The sequence below is a fragment of the Pseudomonas sp. R4-34-07 genome (assembly GCF_003852375.1).
Classification (GTDB): Bacteria; Pseudomonadota; Gammaproteobacteria; order Pseudomonadales; family Pseudomonadaceae; genus Aquipseudomonas.
In genome coordinates, this window is the sequence record NZ_CP027760.1 from 3,871,893 (window position 1) to 3,895,442 (window position 23,550).

The window sequence follows — 23,550 nt, forward strand, 5'->3', positions numbered from 1 at the left end:
CCTTGCCTGGAAAGCCAAATCGCAGGCACAAAAAACCCCGGTCTTTCGACCAGGGTCTTTGCTATCGGATCAAAGTCAGCCAATGGCTTTCCTTGTGCTTCAAGGCGTTCAGTGGGCCTTGAGGCAGATATGGCGCAGCGGACGGGACTCGAACCCGCGACCCCCGGCGTGACAGGCCGGTATTCTAACCGACTGAACTACCGCTGCGTATCGCTTGGCTAACTGAGGCTAAACCCCTCAATCACCTTTAAACATCTGATTGGTCAGCCTTGGCTGTTCAATCTCAAGCCCGACACATCGGACCTGGAAAATATGGCGCAGCGGACGGGACTCGAACCCGCGACCCCCGGCGTGACAGGCCGGTATTCTAACCGACTGAACTACCGCTGCGCGTCGGTGCAACCTTTAACGTTGCGTCTTGCCACAAGGGCAAAACTCTCAAGAAGTGGTGGGTGATGACGGGATCGAACCGCCGACCCTCTGCTTGTAAGGCAGATGCTCTCCCAGCTGAGCTAATCACCCTTTGCTTCGTTGAGGCCGCGAAATTTACGCAGGTAGCGGACCTAAGTCAATAGCCCGCTTGAAGTTTTTCTGAAAAAGACAAAAATGCTTCAAGACCGCCCTACTCGCTGTAAATCATCTTCTTGCTCATGCCACCGTCCACCACGAACTCTTGCCCGGTGACAAACCCGGCCTGGCGCGACAGTAACCATGCCACCATGGCTGCTACGTCCTCCACCGTGCCTACCCGGCCCGCCGGATGCTGAGCGTGATCGGCATCGGTGAGCGGCTCGGCACGCCGCGCAGCAGGATCACGCGCATCGATCCAGCCAGGGCTGACCGCATTGACCCGCACTTCCGGGCCCAGGCTCATCGCCAGCGCGTGAGTCAGCGCCAGCAGGCCACCCTTGCTTGCCGCGTACGCTTCGGTGTCCGGCTCCGACTGGCGGGCCCGTGTCGAGGCCAGGTTGACGATAGCGCCACCGTGGGCCCGCAGGTACGGCGCGCAGTGCTTGGCCAGCAGCATCGGCCCACTGAGGTTCACCGCCAGTACGCGGTTCCAGTACGCCAGGTCGAGGCTTTCCAGGGTGATATTGCGCGGATCGGCCACCGCCGCATTGCACACCAACGCATCCAGGCGCCCAAACTGCCCCAATACCTCAGCCACACCTTGAGCCACCTGCTTCTCGTCGGCCACGTCCATGCTGATAAACCAGGCATTCTCGCCCAGCACCTTGGACACCTTGGAACCGCGCTCGCGATCCAGGTCGGTCAACACCACCTGCCAGCCTTCGCTGATCAGCCACGCCGCGATCCCCAGGCCAATGCCCCGCGCTGCGCCGGTCACTAGCGCCACGCGTCCGTTACTGGCCGCTGCGGCCTCCATGGACCACTCGATCACAAGGCCGCCAACCCGCGAGCCAGGTCGGCCTGCAAGTCAGCCACGTCTTCCAGCCCGACTGCGATGCGAATCAGACTGTCACGGATGCCTGCAGCTTCGCGCTCCTGCGGCGCCAGGCGCCCATGGGAGGTGGTGCTCGGGTGCGTGATGGTGGTTTTGCTGTCACCCAGGTTGGCGGTGATCGAGATCAGGCGCGTGGCATCGATAAAGCGCCAGGCGCCCTCTTTGCCACCCTTCACTTCGAAACTCACTACCGCGCCGAACCCGCGCTGCTGGCGCTGCGCCAATGCGTGCTGCGGGTGGCTCTTGAGGCCGGCGTAATGCACTTTCTCGATTCCGTCCTGCTGCTCCAGCCACTCGGCCAGCGCCTGAGCGTTGGCGCAATGGGCCTTCATGCGCAGGCTGAGGGTTTCCAGGCCTTTGAGGAAAATCCACGCGTTGAACGGGCTCAGGGTCGGCCCGGCGGTGCGCAGGAAGCCCACCACTTCCTTCATCTGCTCGCTGCGACCGGCCACCACACCGCCCATGCAACGGCCCTGGCCGTCGATGAACTTGGTGGCCGAATGCACCACGATGTCCGCGCCCAACTTCAACGGCTGTTGCAGCGCCGGGGTGCAGAAGCAGTTGTCGACAACCAGCATCGCGCCCTTGGCGTGCGCTACTTCGGCCAGCGCGGCGATATCCACCAGTTCAGCCAGCGGGTTGGACGGTGACTCAACGAACAGCAGCTTGGTATTGGCCTTGATCGCCGCCTCCCAGCCAGACAGATCCGCCAGGGGCACGTAGTCCACTTCGATACCGAAGCGCTTGAAATACTTCTCGAACAGGCTGATGGTCGAACCGAACACGCTGCGCGATACCAGCACGTGGTCGCCAGCGCTGCACAGGCTCATCACCACCGCCAGGATCGCCGCCATGCCGGTCGCCGTGGCCACCGCTTGCTCAGCACCCTCCAGGGCGGCGATACGCTCTTCGAACGCACGCACGGTCGGGTTGGTATAGCGCGAGTAGACGTTGCCCGGCACTTCACCGGCAAAACGCGCAGCAGCGTCGGCCGCCGTGCGGAACACATAACTGGAGGTGAAGAACATCGGATCACCGTGCTCCCCTTCCGGGGTACGGTGCTGGCCGGCGCGCACAGCCAGGGTATCGAAAGCTACGCCATCGAGGTCGCTGTCCAAACGACCGGCATCCCATTCCTGACTCATGCTGCGACTCCTTACTCGAATTCTTTATTTAAGATACAAAACCGGCCCCTCAGGGCCGGTGTTCACTCAGTTGTTGTACAGATCGATGATCGCGCTGACCGCCTGGGTCTTGATCTTCGACGAGTCGTTGCGCGCCTGCTCGATCTTGTTCAGGTAGGCCTCATCGACGTCGCCGGTCACGTACTTGCCGTCGAACACGGCGCAGTCGAACTGGTCGATCTTGATCTTGCCGCCGCCGACCGCTTCGATCAGGTCAGGCAGGTCCTGGTAGATCAACCAGTCGGCGCCGATCAGGTCGGCCACGTCCTGGGTCGAACGATTGTGGGCGATCAGTTCATGGGCGCTCGGCATGTCGATACCGTACACGTTCGGGTAGCGCACGGCAGGCGCGGCGGAACAGAAGTACACGTTCTTCGCACCGGCTTCACGGGCCATCTGGATGATCTGCTTGCACGTGGTGCCGCGCACGATGGAGTCATCCACCAGCATCACGTTCTTGCCACGAAACTCCAGCTCGATGGCGTTGAGCTTCTGGCGCACCGACTTCTTGCGCGCTGCCTGGCCGGGCATGATGAAGGTACGGCCAATGTAGCGGTTCTTGACGAAGCCTTCGCGGAACTTGACGCCCAGGTGGTTGGCCAGCTCCAGCGCGGCGGTACGGCTGGTGTCCGGGATCGGGATGACCACGTCGATGTCGTGCTCGGGGCGCTCGCGCAGGATCTTCTCGGCCAGCTTCTCACCCATGCGCAGGCGCGCCTTGTACACCGAAACGCCGTCGATGATCGAATCCGGACGCGCCAGGTAGACGTGTTCGAAGATGCAGGGGGTGAGTTTCGGCGCGACGGCGCACTGGCGGGTGTGCAGCTTGCCGTCTTCGGTGATGTACACCGCTTCGCCCGGTGCCAGGTCGCGAATCAGAGTGAAGCCCAGCACATCCAGGGACACGCTTTCGGAGGCGATCATGTACTCGACGCCTTCGTCGGTATGACGCTGGCCGAACACGATCGGGCGGATGCCGTGCGGATCGCGGAAACCGACGATGCCATAACCGGTGATCATCGCCACCACGGCATAGCCGCCCACGCAACGGTTATGCACGTCGATCACGGCGGCAAACACGTCTTCTTCGGTCGGCTGCAGCTTGCCGCGCTGGGCCAGCTCGTGAGCGAACACGTTGAGCAGCACTTCCGAGTCGGAGCTGGTGTTGACGTGGCGCAGGTCAGATTCGTAAATCTCCTTGGCCAGCTGTTCAACGTTGGTCAGGTTACCGTTGTGCGCCAGGGTAATGCCGTAAGGCGAGTTGACGTAGAACGGCTGAGCTTCGGCCGACGTCGAGCTACCAGCGGTTGGGTAACGCACATGGCCAATGCCCATGTGACCGACCAGGCGCTGCATGTGACGCTGATGGAACACGTCGCGCACCAGGCCATTGTCCTTGCGCAGGAATAACCGGCCGTCGTGGCTGGTCACAATACCGGCAGCGTCCTGGCCGCGGTGCTGGAGGACGGTTAGCGCGTCATACAGCGCCTGATTGACGTTCGACTTACCGACGATACCGACGATGCCACACATGCGACGCAACCCCTACTTAATGGATCTTGACTGAACACTCTTACTGAGGCGTTTTGGCCGGCAAGAGATGTTCCTTGAACGGAAGATCAGCGGGTACGCTGATTCCGCTGGCCAGCCACTGACTGCTCCACCCCAATATGAGGTTCTTGGACCAGTCTGCAACCAATAGAAATTTTGGCACGAGCACCGACTCCTGCCACCACGAATCCTGCTGTACCGGCCCCAGGCTCAACAGCCCGACCGCCACGACCACCAGCAACGCGCCACGCGCGGCGCCGAAGGCCATGCCGAGAAATCGATCGGTCCCGGACAGGCCGGTGACACGTATCAACTCGCCAATAAGATAATTGACCATTGCCCCCACCAGCAGCGTGGCGATGAACATGATGGCGCAGCCCGCGATGACGCGAGCCGAGGGTGTCTCTATGTACCCGGCCAGGTAGACCGACAGTGAACCACCGAACATCCAGGCTACGACTCCTGCGATGATCCAGGTCAGCAACGACAGTGCTTCTTTTACGAAGCCGCGGCTCAGACTGATCAAAGCGGAGATGGCGACGATTGCAACGATCGCCCAATCAACCCAGGTAAATGGCACAGTGCAGCCTACGTACGGATAAGGCGGCGCATTTTAGCAGAGCGCCGGGCTATCGGTAAGCGGTGATTGCGGGTGCCTTGCAAATCAATAGATTGGGCGGCGCGAACAGTATTTCAAGACCGCTGAAAACCAATGTGGGAGGGGGCTTGCCCCCGATGGCGGTGGTTCAGTGCCAGATGTACTGACTGACCCACCGCTATCGGGAGCAAGCCCCCTCCCACACTTGACTGCATTCAAGTCTCGAAATCAGCCGCGCTCAGGCTGAAAGCGAGTGACGAAACCCTTGAGGTTCTGCTGACGGTCCAGTAGATCCCGCAGGCGGTCGGCTTCGGCGCGCTCGATCAGCGGCCCGATAAACACGCGGTTCTTGCCGTCGGCGCTACGGATGTAGGCGTTGTAACCCTGGGCGCGCAGCTTTTTCTGCAAGGCGTCGGCGCCTTCGCGGTTGCCCAGGCTGGCCACTTGAATCGACCAGCTGATCGGCAGACCATTCGGGTCGATACGGCTCTGCCCCACGTCAGGCTTGCCCGGCGCGGCAGGCTGTGGCGCTACCGGTTTGGGCGCAGGCGCTGGCGTCGCGGGCTTGGCGGCAACAGCCGGAGCGGGTGCCGGCTTGACCACCGGCACGCTTGGCTGCACCGGCATGGACGGCGCCTGTTGCGCGGCGACCTCTTCATCGCTCGGCACCGGCTCTTCTTCAGGCAGCGCCTGCGGCTCAGGCACCACCACCGGCTCGACCTGGACCTGAGGCACCACCGGTGCCTGGGGCGCAGCCGGAGCCTCGACGACCACCTGGCGCTGTTCGTCCTGACGGGAAAACAGCATCGGCAAGAAAATCACCGCCAATGCCACCAACACCAGGGCTCCGACCATTCGCTGCTTGTATGCGCTATCCAGTAATGCCATGTGCAGCTTCCTCCGTGGAGCGCCGGGCCAGCCATTCGAGCGCCTCGGCAACACAATAAAATGATCCGAACAACAGAATCTCGTCCTCGGCCGTCGCTACCGCACACTGCGCCTCGAGGGCCGCGGTGATGCTTGCATACGACGTCACCGACGCACCAAGGTTCTGCAAGGCCGTTTCCAGCTCAACTGCCGGACGGCTACGTGGCGTATCCAGCGGCGCAACGGCCCAGGACTGAACCCCGCTCAGCAACGGCGCAAGCACGCCGTCGAGATCCTTGTCGGCCAGCAGGCCAAACACCGCCAGGCGGCGGCCGGACAGCGGCGTGCGCGCCAAGCGCTGCGCCAGATACTCAGCGGCGTGAGGGTTATGGCCCACATCCAGCAGCAGGTTCAGGCGCTTGCCCTGCCACTCCACGGCACGTCGATCCAGGCGCCCGACTATGCGCGTTGCCAGCAGGGTTGCGGCTATTTGCCCGGCATTCCACGGCAGATCCAGTAACAGATAGGCTTGCAGCGCCAGCGCGGCATTCTCCATCGGCAGGTTCAGCAGCGGCAAACCGCGCAACGCTACCGGCTGGCCCCGCGCATCGCGCCCGGACCATTGCCAATGCTGATCGCCGATCTCCAGATTGAAGTCGCGCCCGCGCAGGAAGAACGGGCAGTCGAGCTCACGCACCTTGTCCAGCAAGGGTTGCGGAGGGTCAAGATCGCCGCACAATGCAGGCTTGCCCTGGCGAAAGATCCCGGCCTTTTCGTATGCCACGGATTCGCGGGTGTCACCCAGGTAATCGACATGGTCGACGCCGATGCTGGTGACCAGCGCCATGTCCGCATCCACCACGTTGACCGTGTCCAGACGCCCGCCAAGCCCCACTTCCAAGACGACGACATCGAGTTGCGCACGCTCGAACAGCCACAACGCCGCCAGGGTGCCCATTTCGAAATAGGTCAGGGAAATCTCGCCACGCCCTGCATCGAGGGCGGCGAAGGCTTCGCAGAGCTGCTCGTCAGTGGCTTCGACGCCATTGAGCTGCACGCGCTCGTTGTAGCGCAGCAGGTGCGGCGAACTGTACACGCCGACGTTCAGCCCTTGGGCCTGCAGCAGCGCCGCGACAAAGGCACAGGTGGAGCCTTTGCCGTTGGTGCCGGTGACCGTGATCACACGCGGTGCCGGCCGCCCCAACCCAAGGCGGGCCGCTACCTGTTGCGAGCGCTCCAGGCCCATGTCGATGGCGGACGGATGCAACTGCTCAAGGTAGGCGAGCCATTCGCCGAGGGTACGTTGGGTCATAGGTTTGCTGGCACCGGTGGCACGACGATCGGCTCGACCTTGGGCGCGACGTAGACAGGCGTCGGCAGGCCCATCATTTGCGCCAGCAGGTTACCCAGGCGTGGGCGCAGCTCACCGCGCGGGATGATCAGGTCGATGGCACCGTGTTCCAGCAGGAACTCGCTGCGCTGGAAACCTTCCGGCAGTTTTTCACGCACGGTCTGCTCGATGACGCGTGGGCCGGCAAAGCCGATCAGGGCTTTTGGCTCACCGACGATCACATCGCCAAGCATCGCCAGGCTGGCGGAAACACCGCCGTAGACCGGGTCGGTCAGTACCGAGATGAACGGAATGCCTTCTTCGCGCAGACGCGCCAATACCGCCGAGGTCTTGGCCATTTGCATCAGGGAAATCAGCGCTTCCTGCATACGCGCGCCACCGGAGGCGGCGAAGCAGATCATCGGGCAGCGGTTTTCCAGGGCATAGTTGGCGGCGCGCACGAAACGCTCGCCGACGATGGCACCCATGGAGCCGCCCATGAAGGAGAACTCGAACGCCGAAACCACCACCGGCATCCCCAGCAGCTTGCCGCTGACGGAGATCAGCGCGTCTTTCTCGCCGGTCTGCTTCTGCGCACCGACCAGACGGTCCTTGTACTTCTTGCTGTCGCGGAACTTGAGGCGGTCGACCGGCTCCAGGTCAGCGCCCAGCTCGTTGCGGCCGTCGGCGTCGAGGAAGATGTCGATACGGGCGCGTGCGCCAATACGCATGTGGTGGTTGCACTTGGGGCAAACGTCCAAGGTCTTTTCCAGCTCCGGGCGGTACAGCACCGCGTCGCAGGATGGGCACTTGTGCCACAGACCTTCAGGAACCGAGCTTTTCTTCACCTCGGAACGCATGATCGAAGGGATCAGTTTGTCTACTAACCAGTTGCTCATGCTTTCTTTCTCCAGTACCGGTGGCTTGAACACAGCCCCGCGTATGCCCTTGAGCTAAATTCATATGTGGCGATGAGGCCGGCGGGACGGGGTCAGAGGTTCGACCAGCCATTTCCCGCCTGCATCCTCAGCCTTCCAGACAACCTGCCAGCGCAGGGTTGCCACTTCGTTTCCGGGCCTCCCGCAGGCGGCGCCGGTGCTGTTTTACACAGTGGTAGTTATGGACGGCGGCAGACTGCCAGCCGTCACATCGCACCGCTGCTGTTGCGCACGGCCCGCAGGAATGCGCGAATCTTGTGGTGATCCTTGATGCCCTTGCCCTGCTCCACCCCGCCGCTGACATCCACCGCATACGGCCGGACCTGCTCGATGGCCGCGCCGACATTCATCGGGTTGAGCCCACCTGCGAGGATGACCGGCTTGCTCAAGCCCTCCGGGATCAGCGACCAGTCGAAGGCTTCTCCCGTACCGCCGGGAACACCTTCGACGTAGGTATCCAGCAGAATCCCGCGCGCGCCCGCATAGGCGGCACAGGCGGCGGCGATGTCATCGCCGGCCTTGACGCGCAACGCCTTGATATAGGGGCGCTGATAACTTTCGCACTCGTCCGGGTTTTCATCGCCATGAAACTGCAGCATGTCCAGCGGCACGGCATCCAGGGTTTCATTGAGTTCACAACGGCTGACGTTAACGAACAAACCCACGGTGGTCACGAACGGTGGCAGCGCGGCGATGATGGCCCGCGCCTGCAACACATTCACCGCCCGCGGGCTCTTGGCATAAAACACCAGGCCAATGGCATCCGCCCCCGCCTCGACCGCCGCCAACGCGTCTTCGATGCGGGTAATCCCGCAAATCTTGCTGCGAACGGCTGACATATCGTAGAAACCTCAGGGATTGAACCGAGAAAGTCCCGGATGGTAACAAAAGCTTTTCCAGGCGTCAGCCGCCAAGTTCACTGAAACCTGTGAGGAAGTGTGGCCCGATAAAACGCTGCGGCAGCTCGAACTCGTCGCGGTACTCCACCTCCACCAGATACAGGCCGAACGGATGCGCCGTAACCCCACCGGTACGACGGATGCGGCTTTGCAGCACTTCCCTGGCCCATTCCACCGGGCGCTCGCCGGTGCCGATGGTCATCAATACGCCCGCAATGTTGCGCACCATATGGTGCAGGAACGCCCCGGCACGGATATCCAGCACAATCATCTTGCCATGCCGGGTCACGCGCAGATGGTGGACTTCCTTGATCGGCGACTTGGCCTGGCATTGGCCGGCACGGAACGCGCTGAAATCATGCACACCCACCAGATGCTGCGCAGCCTCGGCCATGCGTTCGGCATCCAGCGGGCGGTGGTTCCAGGTGATTTCCTGGTTCAGGTGCGCCGGGCGGATCTGATCGTTGTAGATCACGTAGCGGTAGCGTCGGGCGATGGCCTTGAAGCGCGCATGAAAATGCGCCGGCATCACCTTGGCCCAGGTGACGCTGACGTCATGGGGCAGATTGATATTGGCGCCCATCACCCACGCCTTCATCGAGCGTTCGGCCTGGGTGTCGAAATGCACCACCTGGCCACAGGCGTGCACGCCGGCGTCGGTACGCCCGGCACACATCAGCGATACCGGCGAGTCAGCGACTTTCGACAGAGCGTTTTCCAGGGTTTCCTGCACCGTCAGCACACCGGAGGCCTGGCGCTGCCAGCCGCGATAGCGCGAGCCTTTGTATTCTACGCCGAGGGCGATGCGGTGAAAGCCTGCGGCCGCCATTTCGGCGGCCGCGTTATCTATATTTGCCAAGAACTGAGAGCCTGATGAGTTGCGCGAAGACGGGGATTATAAAGGCGCCGGCTGCGCGACGGGCGCTTTTGTTGGGGGGGGGCGCGGCGCCAACGGTGGCAGGGAGTAAGCCCTCTCCCCGTTGGGCGCGTATCAGCCTTCAGATTCGGCCGAGCATTTCCTTGGCCTCGCCGCGCTGGGTCTCGTTGCCCTCGGTCAGCACTTCGGAAAGGATGTCCTTGGCGCCATCGGCGTCGCCCATGTCGATATAAGCCTGGGCCAGGTCCAGCTTGGTGGCGACTTCATCGGAGCCCGACAGGAAGTCGAACTCGGGCTCGTCGTCACCGAGCGCCGCATCTTCAGCCGTGAAGGACGGCTCGATGGAGGGATGCTCCAGGCTCTGGGACAGACGGTCCAATTCAGCATTGACGTCGTCCAGCTCCGAAGCGAAGGCATCGGGCTTGACCGTCGATTCGGGCTCGTCCGCCAAGGAGAGGTCGAAATCTTCCGGCAAATCGAAGTCATCCAGCGCTGCCGGGGTCAAGGTCGGCGGCTCGGCGGCCGGTACGTCCTTCATCTGTTCTTCGAGACCGGACAGGAAGTCGTCATCGGACTGCGCGGACGCCGGTGCATCCAATTGCAGATCCAGGTCGAAGTCCGACAGGTCATCTGCGCTGGCGGCCGTCTGCTGCTCAAGAAGCGCCTCGAATGACTGATCGCCCTTGACCTCTGCCGGCGATGCCGCCTCCAGGTCGTCCAGGCTCAGGTCGAAATCGGTATCCAGAGGCTCTGGCTGCGGCGCAGCCGGCTTGTCTTCCAGCAGGTCCTTGACGTACTGGGCGTCCAGGGCGGCAGCGGCCACCGCGGCACTCACGCCTGCCGCCAACACCGCCATGGCCGGGAAGCGGCCTTTGAGCTGCTCGACTTGGGCGTGGTTTTCACCCGTGGCCACCAACTGACGCTCCTGGCTGACAAAACCGTTCTTGTCATTCTGCAGGCCGTAGACCTCCATCAACTTCAAACGCAGGTCACTGCGCTTGGGCTCCTGCTTGATCGCTTGCTCAAGCACATCCGCCGCCTGGTTCAGGTGGCCCCGGTCGATATGGGACTGGGCTTGGGAGAGCGCGTCGCTGGAAGTTGGGGCGACGGCAGCCGCCAGCGGTGCCAGCACGGAGGCGACGGAGGGTACAGCAGGCTCAACCACCGGAACGGGTGCAGGCGCGGGTGCCCGCGTGACGCTCGGCGGCGGCACTTCAAGGCCTCCGAAACTGTCGGGTGGCAGGTCGCGATCGATGTTCGACGTGAACTCCGGCTCTTCAGCCAGCGCGCGCGCCATGCGCAGGTGCTTTTCTTCTTCAAGACGGGCGTTGCGATGACGCACCCACAACAGCAGAAGCAACAACGCCAGAATCACGGCCGCGCCACCGAGCACACCGAGCACCACAGGGTTGGTCAGCAGCTCATTGAATTTGCCTTCGGTGGTTGCAGGCGCGGCAACCGGTTTGGTCGGCTCGGGAGCAGGGGTCGCTACCGGGGCTGCCGGGGCTGCCGGGGCTGGCGCCGGTTCACCGGCCAACTGCGCAGGCGCTGCCGCCGCTGCGGGCACAGCCGCATCACCCTTCTCGGCCTGCAGACGGGCCAACTGATCATTCTTCAGTTGAATCAGCTTTTGCAGCTTGTCCAACTGGCTTTGCAGATCTGCCGCGCGGCTTTTGAGCTCTTCATTGTCGCGACGGGTGGTGTCCAGTTGCTCTTGGGTCATCGCCAGCTTGTCGCTCAACGCGCGGCTATCACCGGCCTTGCCTGCTGCACCTTTTTTGGCGGACTCGGCCGACACCAGGCTCAAGTTGTCCTTGGCGCTGGTGCTCGACGGTGCATTGCCAGTCTCGGTGCGCTTGGTAGCATCCAGCTGGGCCTTACCCGCCACTTGCTGGGCGGCGGTGCGGCGGCCCTGACGCCAGGCAGCGTTCTGCGCCGTCACTTCGGCGATCGCTTGCGGTTGCCCCAGCGCGGTGCTTTGCACGGTGTCCGGCAGGCGCAGGACCTGGCCGGTTTTCAGGCGGTTGATGTTGCCGTTAATAAACGCATCCGGGTTGAGCGCCTGAATGGCCAGCATCGTCTGCTGCACAGAGCCACCATTGCGGTTTTTCTCGGCAATTTCCCACAAAGTATCGCGAGCAGTGGTGGTATGTTGCGCTGGCTTGCTGACAGCGGTTGCGGTACCGGCCGGCGCACTCAAGCGCGGCGCTGGCGCACTGGCAGCCGGTGTGGATTGGTCGAATTTGGCGGGATCGAGCAGCACGCTGTAGTCACGCATGAGTCGGCCGTTCGGCCACTGCACCTGCAACAGGAAGCGCACATAGGAATCAGGCAACGGTTTGCTGGAGGTGACACGCACCACGCTGCGGCCGTTGGGATTGACCACCGGGGTAAAGGTGAGGTCGTCGAGAAAGGCCTGGCGATCGACACCGGCATCGACGAACGCCTGGGACGAGGCCAGGCTCGGGGTGATCTCGGACGCCGTAAGGCCGCCGACGTCGAGCAACTCGATTTCCACCGACAGCGGCTGGTTCAACTTCGACTTGAGGGTCATCTCCCCGAGTTGCAGCGCCTGCGCCATACCGGAGGACAGCGCCGAGGCGGCCGCTATTGCTAACACCAGTTTGCGAACTTGAACCATAGCCTCATCCTTTGTCTGAACACTCCCCGGCTTTCGAGAAGGTTGGTAACCGCTGCCATAAGGCATGGCGAGCCGATAGGTCACCGACGCGCTTGTGTTCCGCTTTTGGCCAAGCATAGCGCTTGGTGAGAATCAATCTACAAATTGGCGCCAAGTATCTTTTACGCAAGGTCTTTTATCAACAACCGCGCCAGCTGCACGGCATTGAGCGCAGCGCCTTTGCGTACGTTATCTGACGTCAGCCACACATTTAGTTCCGCCGGGTCGTCCACACCTGCGCGCACTCGCCCTACATAAACAACGTCCTGACCCACCGCATCGCCTACTGCCGTTGGGTAGTCGCCCGCCTCGACCAGCTCGATACCCGGCGCCGCATCGAGTACACGGTTCACCTCAACCAAATCGGCCGGCGCCCCCAACTGCAGCGACACAGTCAGGCTATCGCCAAAAAACACCGGGGCTTGAACGCAGGTTGCGGAAATCTTCAGCAACGGAGTTTCCAGCACGGCCCGCAGTTCATGTACGAGACGTTTCTCCAGGGCTGTATGACCTTGGGCGTCTGGCGTGCCGACTTGTGCCAACAGGTTGAAGGCTACTTGCCGATCAAAGAAGGTCGGCTCCAACGGGCGTACATTCAACAGCTCGGCCGTCTGGCGGGCCAACTCGCTGACGGCCTCGCGGCCCAGGGCCGACACGGCCAGGTTAGCGGTGACGCTCACGCGCTGGATATCCAACAAACCGCGCAACGGCGCCAGCAGCACCGCCAGGTTGGTGGCGGACGGGCTCGGGCTGGCGATTTGAAAGGGTTTTTTCAAGCCCTTGAGCACATGGGCGTTGGCTTCCGGCACCACGGACGGCGCCTGTTCGGCTGGCAATGCGCCAGACAGGTCGATCACCGAGCAACCGGCAGCGATGGCACGTGGGGCGAAGCTCAGGGTCACCGCCGGGCCGGCCGCGAAAAAGGCCAACTGCGCCTTGCTGAAGTCGAATTCATCGACTTCCTTGACCCGCACGTTCTTGCCCCGGAACGGTACCGATGCACCGGCGGAGTTGTTGCCGGCCAGCAAATACAGGGTGCCTACCGGGAAGTCCAGCTCTTCGAGAATCTGCACCAGGGTTTCGCCAACGGTACCGGTGGCGCCGATCACGGCGATTTCAAAGGTCTGGGTCATGGGGCTGCCTCGGGCATTGCGGGGGGAGCGGCACTTTACCGGGTGGTTGGGGGTGAGGCAATTAGCCTGGGGGTTTGGGGTGTGGCTGAGGGCCCTATCGGGGGCAAGCCCTAATGCAAGTCAGTTAAGGCTTTTGTAGGAGCGAGCTTGCTCGCGAAAAACGTCAACGATAACGCGTGCTTCCTGAATAAACGCGGTGCCTGTGAGTTTTTCGCGAGCAAGCTCGCTCCTACAGACGGTGGTGTACGCTTAACTGACTGGCATTAGGGCAAGTCCGAAAGCCCAACAAAAAACCCGCGCCTGTCACCAGGCTGCGGGTTTCTCTTATTGCATCAAGCGATCAACGCTCCAGCAGAATCCGCAGCATGCGACGCAGCGGCTCAGCCGCGCCCCACAACAGCTGGTCGCCCACGGTGAACGCGCCGAGGAACTGGCTGCCCATGTTCAGCTTGCGCAGGCGGCCTACCGGCACATTCAGGGTGCCGGTGACCTTGGTTGGGCTCAGCTCCTGCATGCTGATCTCACGGTTGTTCGGCACCAGCTTGACCCAAGGGTTGTGCTGGCTGATCAGCCCTTCGATATCGGCAATCGGCACGTCTTTGTTCAGTTTGATGGTCAACGCCTGGCTATGGCAGCGCATGGCGCCAATGCGTACGCAGATGCCGTCCACCGGGATCGGGTTCTTGAAGCGCCCGAGGATCTTGTTGGTCTCGGCCTGGGCCTTCCACTCTTCGCGGCTCTGGCCGTTTGGCAGTTCCTTGTCGATCCACGGGATCAGGCTACCGGCCAACGGCACGCCGAAGTTTTCGGTCGGATAGGCGTCGCTGCGCATGGCTTCGGCCACGCGGCGGTCGATATCGAGGATCGCACTGGCGGGGTCGCCCAATTGATCAGCCACCGCTGCGTGGGTTGCGCCCATCTGCTTGATCAGCTCACGCATGTTCTGTGCACCGGCGCCGGAGGCCGCCTGGTAGGTCATGGCGCTCATCCACTCGACCAGGCCGGCTTCGAACAAGCCACCCAGGCCCATCAGCATCAGGCTGACGGTGCAATTGCCGCCGACGTAGTTCCGAGTGCCGGCATCCAGTTGCTGGTCGATGACCTTGCGGTTGACCGGGTCGAGGATGATCACTGCATCGTCCTGCATGCGCAGGCTCGACGCGGCGTCGATCCAGTAGCCCTGCCAGCCGGCTTCGCGCAGCTTGGGGAAGACTTCGCTGGTGTAGTCGCCGCCCTGGCACGTCAGGATCACATCGAGGGTCTTCAGCTCTTCAATGCTATAGGCGTCTTTGAGCGGGGCAATGTCCTTGCCCACGGACGGCCCTTGGCCACCTACGTTCGAAGTGGTGAAAAACACCGGCTCGATAAGATCGAAATCCTGCTCTTCCAGCATCCGCTGCATGAGCACGGAACCGACCATACCGCGCCAACCGATCAGACCTACACGTTTCATCGCAACTACACCTTGTTAAAAAGTGGGCCGCCTTGCAGCGATAACTGCAAGCGGGCCCGAGAGATTACAGATTCCGCAGCGCGGCGACTACAGCGTCGCCCATTTCTTGCGTGCCGACCTTGGTGCAACCCTGCGACCAGATGTCGCCGGTGCGCAAACCCTGGTCGAGCACCAGGCTCACGGCCTTCTCGATCGCGTCGGCCGCGTCAACCAGGTTGAAGCTGTAACGCAGCATCATCGACACCGACAAAATGGTCGCCAGCGGGTTGGCGATACCTTGGCCGGCAATGTCCGGCGCCGAGCCGTGGCAAGGCTCGTACATGCCCTTGTTGTTGGTATCCAGGGACGCCGACGGCAGCATGCCGATGGAACCGGTGAGCATCGAGGCCTGGTCGGAGAGGATGTCGCCGAACAGGTTGTCGGTGACGATCACGTCGAACTGCTTCGGCGCACGCACCAGTTGCATGGCGGCGTTGTCGACGTACATGTGGCTCAGTTCGACGTCCGGGTAGTCCATGGCGACTTCTTCGACGATTTCGCGCCACAGTTGGCTGGAGGCCAATACGTTGGCCTTGTCCACCGAGCAGACCTTCTTGCCGCGCACGCGGGCCATGTCGAAACCGACGCGGGCGATACGGCGAATTTCGCTCTCGCTGTACGGCAGGGTGTCGTAGGCCTGGCGCTCGCCGTTCGCAAGCTCGCGCACCCCCCGTGGCGAGCCGAAATAGATACCACCGGTCAGCTCACGCACGATCAGGATGTCCAGGCCGGCAACCACTTCCGGCTTGAGGCTCGACGCCTCGGCCAACTGCGGGTAAAGAATCGCCGGACGCAGGTTGCCGAACAGGCCCAGTTGCGCGCGGATTTTCAACAGGCCGCGCTCAGGGCGGATATCACGCTCGATCTTGTCCCACTTCGGCCCACCCACGGCGCCCAGCAGCACGGCGTCGGCGGCGCGGGCGCGCTCCAGGGTCTCGTCGGCCAGGGGCACGCCGTGCTTATCGATGGCCGCGCCGCCGATCACGTCGTGGCTCAGCTCGAAGCCCAGGCTGTACTTGCTGTTGGCGAGTTCCAGGACCTTGACCGCTTCGGCCATGATTTCCGGACCGATACCGTCGCCAGGGAGAATCAGAATCTGCTTGCTCATGGGTTCCTCATTTCATCGAGCGACCTGCCCATGGGCAGGTCGGGAAAAATCAATCAGCGTTCGGCCCACACCACCAGCACGTCGGTGCTGAAGGTGCCGTCGGCTTGAATTTCGTAATAATCGCGCACTTCCTGGCCCATCGCCTGTTGCAACTCCAGGATCGCCGCGCGCAAGGCCGGCGGGGTGCGCATGCGCTCGACCCACGAGGTGTATTCCAGGCGCAGGCGTTGGCGGCTGCTGTTGCGTACATGCAAACCGGCTTCGCTGAGCTGGCGCATCCACTCGGCGGCAGAATAATCGCGCACATGGCTGGTGTCGCGCAGCACTTCGACGGTTTGCAGGTAAGTGTCCAGCAACGGGCTACCCGGTGACAACACATCCACGAACGCCGCCACGCCACCGGGTTTGAGCACCCGACGCACTTCGCGCAGGGCCAGGCCGAGGTCGCTCCAATGGTGGGCGGAGTAGCGGCTGAACACGAAGTCGAATTCGCCATCGGCAAACGGCAGGCATTCAGCCGCGCCGTTAACCGTGCTGATATTGGTCAAACCGCGATCTTGCGCAGCGGCGGCGACCACATCAAGCATCTGCTGGGACAGGTCGTAGGCCACCACTTCCTTGACCAGCGGGGCAACCTGGAAACTCACATGCCCGGCACCGCAGCCCAAGTCCAGCAGTCGCGCCGCGCCCTGCCCGGCCAGTTCGGCCTGGAGCAGCGCGAATTCGGTGCCTTGGGCGTGCACGGCACTGCTCAGGTAGGCCGAGGCTTGCTCGCCGAATTGTTTTTGCACAACTTGGGTGTGGGCGGTGCTGGTCATGGGGGCTTTCCTTGGGTTTTGTGGTGTTGACACTGGCCTCATCGGGGGCAAGCCCCCTCCCACATTTGAAGGTATTCACAATTCAAAGTGTGGGAGGGGGCTTGCTCCCGATGGCGGCGGTCCTGCCTGCATCAATCGCGAAACAACCAGGGCTGGCTCGCCCGGTGCCTGGTCTCAAACGCTGCAATCGCGTCGCCGTCCTGCAAAGTCAGGCCGATATCGTCCAGGCCATTGATCAGGCAGTGCTTGCGAAAGGCATCCACCTCGAAGTGGTACACCTTGCCGTCCGGACGGCTCACGGTCTGCGCGGCCAGGTCCACGGTCAACTGGTAGCCCACATTGGCTTCCACTTGCTGGAACAACTCATCCACTTCGGCGTCGCTCAAGATGATCGGCAGCAAGCCGTTCTTGAAGCTGTTGTTGAAGAAGATGTCGGCGTAGCTCGGCGCGATGATGCTGCGAAAACCATATTCTTCCAGGGCCCACGGCGCGTGTTCACGGCTGGAGCCGCAACCGAAGTTTTCCCGGGCCAGCAACACGCTGGCGCCCTGGTAACGCTCGGCGTTGAGCACGAAATCCTTGTTCAGCGGGCGCTTGGAGTTGTCCTGGTACGCGTAGCCCACGTCCAGGTAGCGCCATTCGTCGAACAGGTTGGGGCCAAACCCGGTGCGCTTGATCGACTTCAAGAACTGCTTGGGGATGATCTGGTCGGTGTCCACATTGGCACGGTCCAACGGCGCTACCAGACCGGTATGCTGGGTAAAAGCTCTCATCGGGTTTTCCTTTAGATCAATTCGCGAACGTCGATGAAACGACCGTTGACGGCAGCGGCGGCAGCCATGGCCGGGCTGACCAGGTGAGTACGGCCACCGGCGCCCTGACGCCCTTCGAAGTTACGGTTGGAGGTCGATGCGCAATGCTCGCCGGATTCCAACCGGTCCGGGTTCATCGCCAGGCACATGGAGCAGCCCGGCTCACGCCATTCGAAGCCGGCTTCGAGGAAGATCTTGTCCAGGCCCTCGGCTTCAGCCTGGGCTTTGACCAGCCCCGAGCCGGGAACCACGATGGCTTGCTTGATGGTCGAGGCCACTTTGCGGCCCTTGGCGATCACGGCGGCGGCGCGCAGGTCTTCGATCCGTGAGTTGGTGCAGGAGCCGATGAACACGCGATCCAGCTGGATATCGGTAATCGCCTGGTTGGCCTTCAGGCCCATGTACTTGAGGGCGCGCTCGATGGAGCCGCGCTTGACCAGGTCGGTTTCCTGGGCCGGGTCCGGCACGTTCTGGTCGACGGCCAGCACCATTTCCGGCGATGTGCCCCAGCTGACTTGCGGTTTGATCTGGGTCGCGTCGAGCTCGACCACGGTGTCGAACACCGCATCGGCGTCGGACATCAGGTCTTTCCAGGCGTGCACCGCTGCGTCCCAATCGGCGCCTTTCGGTGCGAATGGGCGACCCTTGACGTATTCAATGGTCTTTTCGTCCGCCGCTACCATGCCCACGCGGGCACCGGCTTCGATGGACATGTTGCAAATGGTCATGCGGCCTTCGATGGACAGGTCACGAATGGCGCTGCCGGCGAACTCGATGGCATGCCCGTTACCGCCGGCGGTGCCGATCTTGCCGATCACCGCCAGCACGATGTCCTTGGCGGTCACGCCGAATGGCAACTGGCCTTCGACGCGCACCAGCATGTTCTTCATTTTCTTGGCGACCAGGCACTGGGTGGCGAACACATGCTCCACCTCGGAGGTGCCGATGCCGTGGGCCAGGGCACCAAAGGCACCGTGGGTCGACGTGTGCGAGTCACCACACACCACCGTCATGCCCGGCAAGGTCGCGCCCTGCTCCGGGCCGATCACGTGGACGATACCTTGACGCACGTCATTCATCTTGAATTCGGTGATGCCATATTCGTCGCAATAGTCGTCGAGGGTCTGCACCTGCAAGCGCGACACAGTATCGACAATGGCGTCGATCCCGCCCTTGCGCTCCGGGGTGGTCGGCACGTTGTGGTCCGGCGTGGCGATGATGGAGTCGACGCGCCATGGCTTGCGCCCGGCCAGCCGCAGGCCTTCGAACGCTTGGGGCGAGGTCACCTCATGGATGATGTGACGGTCGATGTAGATCAGCGACGACCCATCATCGCGCCGTTTCACTTCATGGGAATCCCAAAGCTTGTCGTAAAGCGTTTTGCCGGCCATCAGTCGGTCCTCATCAGCGGTGTTTCTTTGCGCCGGGCTTTTCTATAACCCTTTGGCTTGTGAGGCTGATGGTAGGGCGCTACATTAAATAACTCAAATTCATATTTTTCATGCTTTGGATTACCAACTGGAATACCACCATGGACCTGGCCAACCTCAACGCCTTTATCGCTATTGCCGAGACCGGCAGCTTCTCCGGCGCCGGTGAGCGCCTGCACCTGACCCAACCGGCCATCAGCAAACGCATCGCCGGCCTGGAGCAACAATTGAAGGTGCGCCTGTTCGATCGCCTGGGCCGCGAAGTGGGCTTGACCGAAGCCGGGCGGGCCTTGCTGCCGCGTGCCTATCAAATCCTGAATGTGCTGGATGACACCCGCCGCGCCCTGACCAACCTCACCGGAGAAGTCAGCGGGCGCCTCACCCTGGCGACCAGCCACCATATCGGCCTGCATCGCCTGCCGCCGGTCCTGCGTACCTTCACTCGGCAGTACCCGAACGTGGCGCTGGATATTCAATTCCTCGATTCGGAAGTGGCCTACGAAGAAATCCTCCACGGTCGCGCCGAAGTGGCGGTGATCACCCTGGCGCCCGAGCCGCACAATCTGGTACGCGCAATGCCGGTGTGGGACGACCCGCTGGATTTCGTAGTGGCCCCCGAACACAGCCTGATCAGCAACGGCTCCGTCAGCCTGGCCGATATCGCCGGGCACCCTGCGGTGTTTCCCGGAGGGAACACCTTTACCCACCATATTGTCAGCCGTCTATTCGAGGCCCAGGGGCTGACGCCGAACATCGCCATGAGCACCAACTACCTGGAGACGATCAAAATGATGGTGTCCATCGGCCTGGCCTGGAGCGTGTTGCCACGCACCATGCTCGACGCCCAGGTGGCAAGTATCGCTTTGCCGGGCATACAGCTCAGTCGCCAGCTAGGCTATATCGTGCACACCGAAAGGACGCTGTCGAACGCTGCGCGGGCTTTCATGAGCCTATTGGATGCACAGGTCGATCTGCCAGGGATACCGGCATGACATTGTGCAGCCTCGGGTTTCAGGTAAACCGCGCTGTCTTCCATCGAGCCAAGGCCCTTTGAATAATGCCTAACCCCGTTGATTCCGTGCCACCGCTGCCCCGCATCTACGCCCTGGACCCTCAAGAGGCGGAACAACGCTGGGACAGCGCCCCGCAACTGCTGTCGGCGCTCAATGCCGCGCGGCTGGGCGCATGGTGCTGGGAAATCGAAACGGGGAACATCAGCTGGTCTCGAGGCACTCAGGCATTGTTTGGCTACGATCCGCGCCAGCCGCTGCCCAACGACCTCAATTACCTCGACCTGCTGGCACCGGAAGACCGTGCCCGCGTGGTACGGGCGTTTCACGCGGTGCTGGCCGGCGAACCGGTCGAACAGGCCATGCATCACCGCATCCAGTGGCCCGATGGCAGCCTGCACTGGCTGGAAATCAATGGCAGCCTGGTGCCGGACAAAAACGGCAGGCGCCGGATGATCGGGGTGATCCGCGAGATCACTCACCAGCGCGAGCGGGAACAGGCGCTCAGCCACTCTGAAAAGCGCTTCGCCACGCTCTTCCACCTGTGCCCGAACATGGTGCTGCTGACGCGTCAGGCCGACGGCCTGATCAGCGAAGCCAACCAGCATTTCGAAATGCTGTTCGGCTGGCCGGTGGCTCACGCCATCGGCCGCACCACCCTGGAGTTGGGCCTGTGGCGTCATCCGGAGCAGCGCGCGCACCTGGTCAAGGCCACCCAGCGCAAAGGTGAATCCATCACCATGGAAGTGCAGTTCTGCGCCAGCAACGGGCAGATCCACGATGGCACGCTCAGCGCGCAAAAGGTCGAACTGGAGGGCGAGGCCTATCTGATCAGCACCTTCCTCGACACCACCGAGCGCAAAAACGCCGAGCAAGCGCTGAAAGACAGCCAGGAACGCCTGGATCTGGCGCTGGACTCGGCACAGCTGGGCACCTGGGACTGGCACATTCCCACCGGTATGCTCTACGGCTCGGCCCGCGCCGCCCAACTCCACGGCCTGCCGTGCGAACCCTTCCACGAATCCTTCGATGCATTTTTTGAAGGCATGTCCGATGAGGACCGCGAGGGCATGCGCCATGCCTACCGCAACCTGCGTGAAGGTCCGGGCGACAATTACCAGCTGACCTATCGCGTGCCGGTCGAGGACGGCAGCTCGCGCTATCTGGAAAGCCGCGCACGCCTGTATCGCGATGAATCCGGCAAGCCCCTGCGCATGGCCGGGACCTTGCTCGATATCACCGATCAGGTGGAGCGCGAACAACGCCTGAGCGCTTCCGAGGAGAAATTCGCCAGCCTGTTCCAGGCCAGCCCCGATCCAATCTGCGTAACCTGCCTGGATAGCGGCGCGTTTATCGAGATCAACCCGGCGTTCACCCAGACCTTTGGCTGGACCGCCGCCGAAGTGTTCGACAAAAGCGCCGAGCAGATCGGCTTGTGGGATGAGTCGAGCAAGCGCCTGCAACGCATCGAGCGGGTGATTCGCGAACAGTCATTGAGCAATGTGGCCATCGTGGTGCATGCCAAGAACGGCCAGAGCCTGACCTGTGTGATTTCCAGCCGCCTGGTCAAGGTCAATGAGCAGCCGTGTATCGTCACCACCCTGCGCGACATCACCCAGCAGCAACGCTCGGAGGCGGCGCTCAAGGCCAGTGAGGAGAAGTTCGCCAAGGCCTTCCATTCCAGCCCCGACGCCATATCGATCACCGAGCGCGACACCGGTCGATATGTGGAGGTCAATGACGGGTTTTGCCGCCTGACCGGCTATCGCGCCGAAGAAGCCATCGGCCTCACCCTGTACCAGATTGGCATCTGGGCCGATGAAAACCAGCGTACCGCGCTGTTGGCCGAGCTGCAGATCAAGGGACGCATCCATCATCTGGAAATGCTATGGCACAACAAACTGGGCGACGTGCTGGCGGTGGAGGTGTCGGTCGAACCGATTACCTTGAATGAAACGCCGTGCCTGCTACTGACCGCGCGTGACGTGAGCCTGCTGAAAAACGCCCAGGCCCAGATCCGCCACCTGGCCTATCACGACCCACTGACCAACCTGCCCAACCGCGCGCTGCTGATGGACCGCCTGAGCCAGCAGATCGCCCTGCTCAAGCGCCACAACCTGCGTGGCGCCTTGCTGTTTCTCGACCTCGACCACTTCAAGCATATCAATGACTCCCTCGGTCACCCGGTGGGCGACACCGTACTGAAAATCGTCACCGCACGCCTGGAAGCCAGTGTGCGCATGGAAGATACCGTGGCGCGCCTAGGCGGTGATGAGTTCGTGGTGCTGCTCAGCGGCTTGGAGGGTTCACGCACGCAAGTCAGCGGCCAGGTGCAGGAACTGGCCGATACCCTGCGCGAATTGCTCTCCGAGCCGATGTTCCTCGACGGCCACCGCCTGCAAGTAACGCCAAGCATCGGCGTGGCGTTGATCCCCGACCATGGCACCACGCCCGCCGATTTGCTCAAGCGCGCCGACATCGCCCTTTACCGCGCCAAGGATTCCGGGCGCAACACCATTCAGATGTTCCACAACAGCATGCAGAAAACCGCCAGCGAGCGCCTGCGCATGGAAACCGACCTGCGCCTGGCCTTGTCCCGCGGGGAGTTCAGTGTGCATTACCAGCCCCAGGTGGATGCGCGTGGCAACAAGATTGTCGGCGCCGAGGCCCTGGTGCGCTGGCAGCATCCCCAACTGGGTGCGCAGTCGCCGGCCGAATTTATCAAGGTGCTGGAGGACAGCGGCTTGATCCTGGAAGTGGGCACCTGGATCCTCGACGAAGCGTGCAGCGCATTTGCGCAGTTGATTGCCGACGGCCTGGTGGACCCGCTGAATTTCAGCCTGTGCGTGAATATCAGCCCCCGGCAGTTTCGCCAGAACGACTTTGTGGAACGGGTCGAACGCAGCCTCACGCAGCACCACCTGCCCTACAGCTTGCTGAAGCTTGAAATCACTGAAGGCATCGTGATCCAGAACCTGGACGATACGGTGTTGAAAATGCGCCGCCTGAAAAAACTCGGCGTAAGCTTTGCGATGGATGACTTTGGTACGGGCTACTCATCCCTGACCTACCTCAAGCGCCTGCCGGTGGATGCGTTGAAAATCGACCAGTCGTTCGTGCGCGACGCAACGCACGATCCCAATGACGCTGAAATCATCCGCGCCATTGTCGCCATGGCCCGCAGCTTGAATCTGGAGGTGATTGCCGAAGGCGTGGAAACTACGGAGCAACTGGCGTTCCTGCAAAAGCTCGGCTGCCATTTGTACCAGGGGTATTTGCATAGTCGGCCATTGCCAATAGAGGGGTTCAGGCAGTTGCTGAAATAGATGTTGTTTGAAACGCAGCATTGAAACAAATG

Annotated in this window: 18 protein-coding genes and 3 tRNA genes; 2 read left to right on the plus strand and 19 right to left on the minus strand. The window is 62.1% G+C overall.

Annotation, left to right across the window (positions count from 1 at the left end):
* Nucleotides 1-130: 130 nt before the first annotated feature.
* The 19 genes from C4J85_RS17800 to leuC form a co-directional block, all read right to left on the minus strand.
* Nucleotides 131-207, minus strand: a tRNA-Asp gene (locus tag C4J85_RS17800).
* Nucleotides 208-313: 106 nt separating this feature from the next.
* Nucleotides 314-390: transfer RNA gene (locus C4J85_RS17805), tRNA-Asp, on the minus strand.
* A 56-nt stretch (nucleotides 391-446) separates the two neighbouring features.
* Nucleotides 447-522, minus strand: a tRNA-Val gene (locus C4J85_RS17810).
* Nucleotides 523-622: 100 nt separating this feature from the next.
* Nucleotides 623-1,387, minus strand: a complete 765-nt coding sequence (locus C4J85_RS17815) for an SDR family oxidoreductase (protein WP_124410364.1) — start codon at nucleotides 1,385-1,387, stop codon at nucleotides 623-625.
* Nucleotides 1,388-1,398: 11 nt separating this feature from the next.
* Nucleotides 1,399-2,610 (minus strand): O-succinylhomoserine sulfhydrylase, encoded by a 1,212-nt coding sequence (locus C4J85_RS17820; RefSeq protein WP_124363593.1) that lies wholly within the window; start codon nucleotides 2,608-2,610, stop codon nucleotides 1,399-1,401.
* A gap of 66 nt (nucleotides 2,611-2,676) precedes the next feature.
* On the minus strand, nucleotides 2,677-4,182 hold the full coding sequence (gene purF / locus C4J85_RS17825) for an amidophosphoribosyltransferase (RefSeq protein ID WP_124363594.1): 1,506 nt from the start codon (nucleotides 4,180-4,182) through the stop codon (nucleotides 2,677-2,679).
* Between the two features lie 40 nt (nucleotides 4,183-4,222).
* Entirely contained in the window at nucleotides 4,223-4,780 is a 558-nt protein-coding gene (locus C4J85_RS17830; protein WP_003192538.1) for a CvpA family protein, read from the minus strand.
* A 246-nt stretch (nucleotides 4,781-5,026) separates the two neighbouring features.
* Entirely contained in the window at nucleotides 5,027-5,686 is a 660-nt protein-coding gene (locus C4J85_RS17835; RefSeq protein WP_124367669.1) for an SPOR domain-containing protein, read from the minus strand.
* Nucleotides 5,670-6,977 carry a bifunctional tetrahydrofolate synthase/dihydrofolate synthase gene (folC, locus tag C4J85_RS17840; RefSeq protein WP_124410365.1) on the minus strand — a complete coding sequence of 436 codons (1,308 nt, stop codon included), beginning with the start codon at nucleotides 6,975-6,977 and terminating at the stop codon, nucleotides 5,670-5,672. The genes C4J85_RS17835 and folC overlap by 17 nt, the downstream gene beginning before the upstream one ends.
* Nucleotides 6,974-7,894: an acetyl-CoA carboxylase, carboxyltransferase subunit beta gene (accD, locus tag C4J85_RS17845; protein ID WP_005789754.1), complete on the minus strand. Its 921-nt coding sequence runs from the start codon at nucleotides 7,892-7,894 to the stop codon at nucleotides 6,974-6,976. Before accD ends, folC begins: the two co-directional genes overlap by 4 nt.
* A 245-nt stretch (nucleotides 7,895-8,139) precedes the next feature.
* The gene (locus C4J85_RS17850; protein WP_124410366.1) at nucleotides 8,140-8,772 is read right to left on the minus strand and encodes a phosphoribosylanthranilate isomerase; all 633 of its coding nucleotides are present in this window, start codon (nucleotides 8,770-8,772) and stop codon (nucleotides 8,140-8,142) included.
* A 64-nt stretch (nucleotides 8,773-8,836) separates the two neighbouring features.
* Nucleotides 8,837-9,661 (minus strand): tRNA pseudouridine(38-40) synthase TruA, encoded by an 825-nt coding sequence (truA, locus tag C4J85_RS17855; protein ID WP_124411209.1) that lies wholly within the window; start codon nucleotides 9,659-9,661, stop codon nucleotides 8,837-8,839.
* Between the two features lie 169 nt (nucleotides 9,662-9,830).
* Nucleotides 9,831-12,350: a FimV/HubP family polar landmark protein gene (locus C4J85_RS17860; RefSeq protein WP_124410367.1), complete on the minus strand. Its 2,520-nt coding sequence runs from the start codon at nucleotides 12,348-12,350 to the stop codon at nucleotides 9,831-9,833.
* Between the two features lie 161 nt (nucleotides 12,351-12,511).
* On the minus strand, nucleotides 12,512-13,522 hold the full coding sequence (locus C4J85_RS17865; protein ID WP_124410368.1) for an aspartate-semialdehyde dehydrogenase: 1,011 nt from the start codon (nucleotides 13,520-13,522) through the stop codon (nucleotides 12,512-12,514).
* A gap of 340 nt (nucleotides 13,523-13,862) precedes the next feature.
* Nucleotides 13,863-14,975: an aspartate-semialdehyde dehydrogenase gene (asd, locus tag C4J85_RS17870; protein WP_124410369.1), complete on the minus strand. Its 1,113-nt coding sequence runs from the start codon at nucleotides 14,973-14,975 to the stop codon at nucleotides 13,863-13,865.
* Nucleotides 14,976-15,039: 64 nt separating this feature from the next.
* Entirely contained in the window at nucleotides 15,040-16,122 is a 1,083-nt protein-coding gene (gene leuB, locus C4J85_RS17875) for a 3-isopropylmalate dehydrogenase (protein WP_124410370.1), read from the minus strand.
* A gap of 53 nt (nucleotides 16,123-16,175) precedes the next feature.
* Nucleotides 16,176-16,940, minus strand: a complete 765-nt coding sequence (locus C4J85_RS17880; RefSeq protein ID WP_124407705.1) for a class I SAM-dependent methyltransferase — start codon at nucleotides 16,938-16,940, stop codon at nucleotides 16,176-16,178.
* 131 nt (nucleotides 16,941-17,071) lie between these two features.
* A complete protein-coding gene (leuD, locus tag C4J85_RS17885) occupies nucleotides 17,072-17,713 on the minus strand; it encodes a 3-isopropylmalate dehydratase small subunit (RefSeq protein ID WP_124410371.1) in 642 nt (213 codons plus the stop codon).
* Between the two features lie 11 nt (nucleotides 17,714-17,724).
* Nucleotides 17,725-19,143 carry a 3-isopropylmalate dehydratase large subunit gene (gene leuC, locus C4J85_RS17890; RefSeq protein ID WP_124410372.1) on the minus strand — a complete coding sequence of 473 codons (1,419 nt, stop codon included), beginning with the start codon at nucleotides 19,141-19,143 and terminating at the stop codon, nucleotides 17,725-17,727.
* 140 nt (nucleotides 19,144-19,283) lie between these two features.
* Between leuC and C4J85_RS17895 the strand changes: the two genes are divergently transcribed.
* Nucleotides 19,284-20,174: a LysR family transcriptional regulator gene (locus C4J85_RS17895; protein WP_124410373.1), complete on the plus strand. Its 891-nt coding sequence runs from the start codon at nucleotides 19,284-19,286 to the stop codon at nucleotides 20,172-20,174.
* 65 nt (nucleotides 20,175-20,239) lie between these two features.
* A complete protein-coding gene (locus C4J85_RS17900; RefSeq protein WP_124410374.1) occupies nucleotides 20,240-23,518 on the plus strand; it encodes a PAS domain S-box protein in 3,279 nt (1,092 codons plus the stop codon).
* The last annotated feature ends 32 nt before the right edge of the window (nucleotides 23,519-23,550 follow it).

What these genes read in the sequence shown, in the direction of transcription:
- C4J85_RS17865 (WP_124410368.1), bottom strand. Translation starts at nt 13,522, where the DNA reads ATGACCCAGACCTTTGAAATCGCCGTGATCGGCGCCACCGGTACCGTT.
- C4J85_RS17835 (WP_124367669.1), bottom strand. Translation starts at nt 5,686, where the DNA reads ATGGCATTACTGGATAGCGCATACAAGCAGCGAATGGTCGGAGCCCTG.
- truA (WP_124411209.1), bottom strand. Translation starts at nt 9,661, where the DNA reads ATGGCGGCCGCAGGCTTTCACCGCATCGCCCTCGGCGTAGAATACAAA.
- leuD (WP_124410371.1), bottom strand. Translation starts at nt 17,713, where the DNA reads ATGAGAGCTTTTACCCAGCATACCGGTCTGGTAGCGCCGTTGGACCGT.
- C4J85_RS17895 (WP_124410373.1), top strand. Translation starts at nt 19,284, where the DNA reads ATGGACCTGGCCAACCTCAACGCCTTTATCGCTATTGCCGAGACCGGC.
- C4J85_RS17900 (WP_124410374.1), top strand. Translation starts at nt 20,240, where the DNA reads ATGCCTAACCCCGTTGATTCCGTGCCACCGCTGCCCCGCATCTACGCC.
- accD (WP_005789754.1), bottom strand. Translation starts at nt 7,894, where the DNA reads ATGAGCAACTGGTTAGTAGACAAACTGATCCCTTCGATCATGCGTTCC.
- C4J85_RS17860 (WP_124410367.1), bottom strand. Translation starts at nt 12,350, where the DNA reads ATGGTTCAAGTTCGCAAACTGGTGTTAGCAATAGCGGCCGCCTCGGCG.
- C4J85_RS17815 (WP_124410364.1), bottom strand. Translation starts at nt 1,387, where the DNA reads ATGGAGGCCGCAGCGGCCAGTAACGGACGCGTGGCGCTAGTGACCGGC.
- purF (WP_124363594.1), bottom strand. Translation starts at nt 4,182, where the DNA reads ATGTGTGGCATCGTCGGTATCGTCGGTAAGTCGAACGTCAATCAGGCG.
- C4J85_RS17850 (WP_124410366.1), bottom strand. Translation starts at nt 8,772, where the DNA reads ATGTCAGCCGTTCGCAGCAAGATTTGCGGGATTACCCGCATCGAAGAC.
- asd (WP_124410369.1), bottom strand. Translation starts at nt 14,975, where the DNA reads ATGAAACGTGTAGGTCTGATCGGTTGGCGCGGTATGGTCGGTTCCGTG.
- C4J85_RS17820 (WP_124363593.1), bottom strand. Translation starts at nt 2,610, where the DNA reads ATGAGTCAGGAATGGGATGCCGGTCGTTTGGACAGCGACCTCGATGGC.
- C4J85_RS17880 (WP_124407705.1), bottom strand. Translation starts at nt 16,940, where the DNA reads ATGACCAGCACCGCCCACACCCAAGTTGTGCAAAAACAATTCGGCGAG.
- leuB (WP_124410370.1), bottom strand. Translation starts at nt 16,122, where the DNA reads ATGAGCAAGCAGATTCTGATTCTCCCTGGCGACGGTATCGGTCCGGAA.
- folC (WP_124410365.1), bottom strand. Translation starts at nt 6,977, where the DNA reads ATGACCCAACGTACCCTCGGCGAATGGCTCGCCTACCTTGAGCAGTTG.
- leuC (WP_124410372.1), bottom strand. Translation starts at nt 19,143, where the DNA reads ATGGCCGGCAAAACGCTTTACGACAAGCTTTGGGATTCCCATGAAGTG.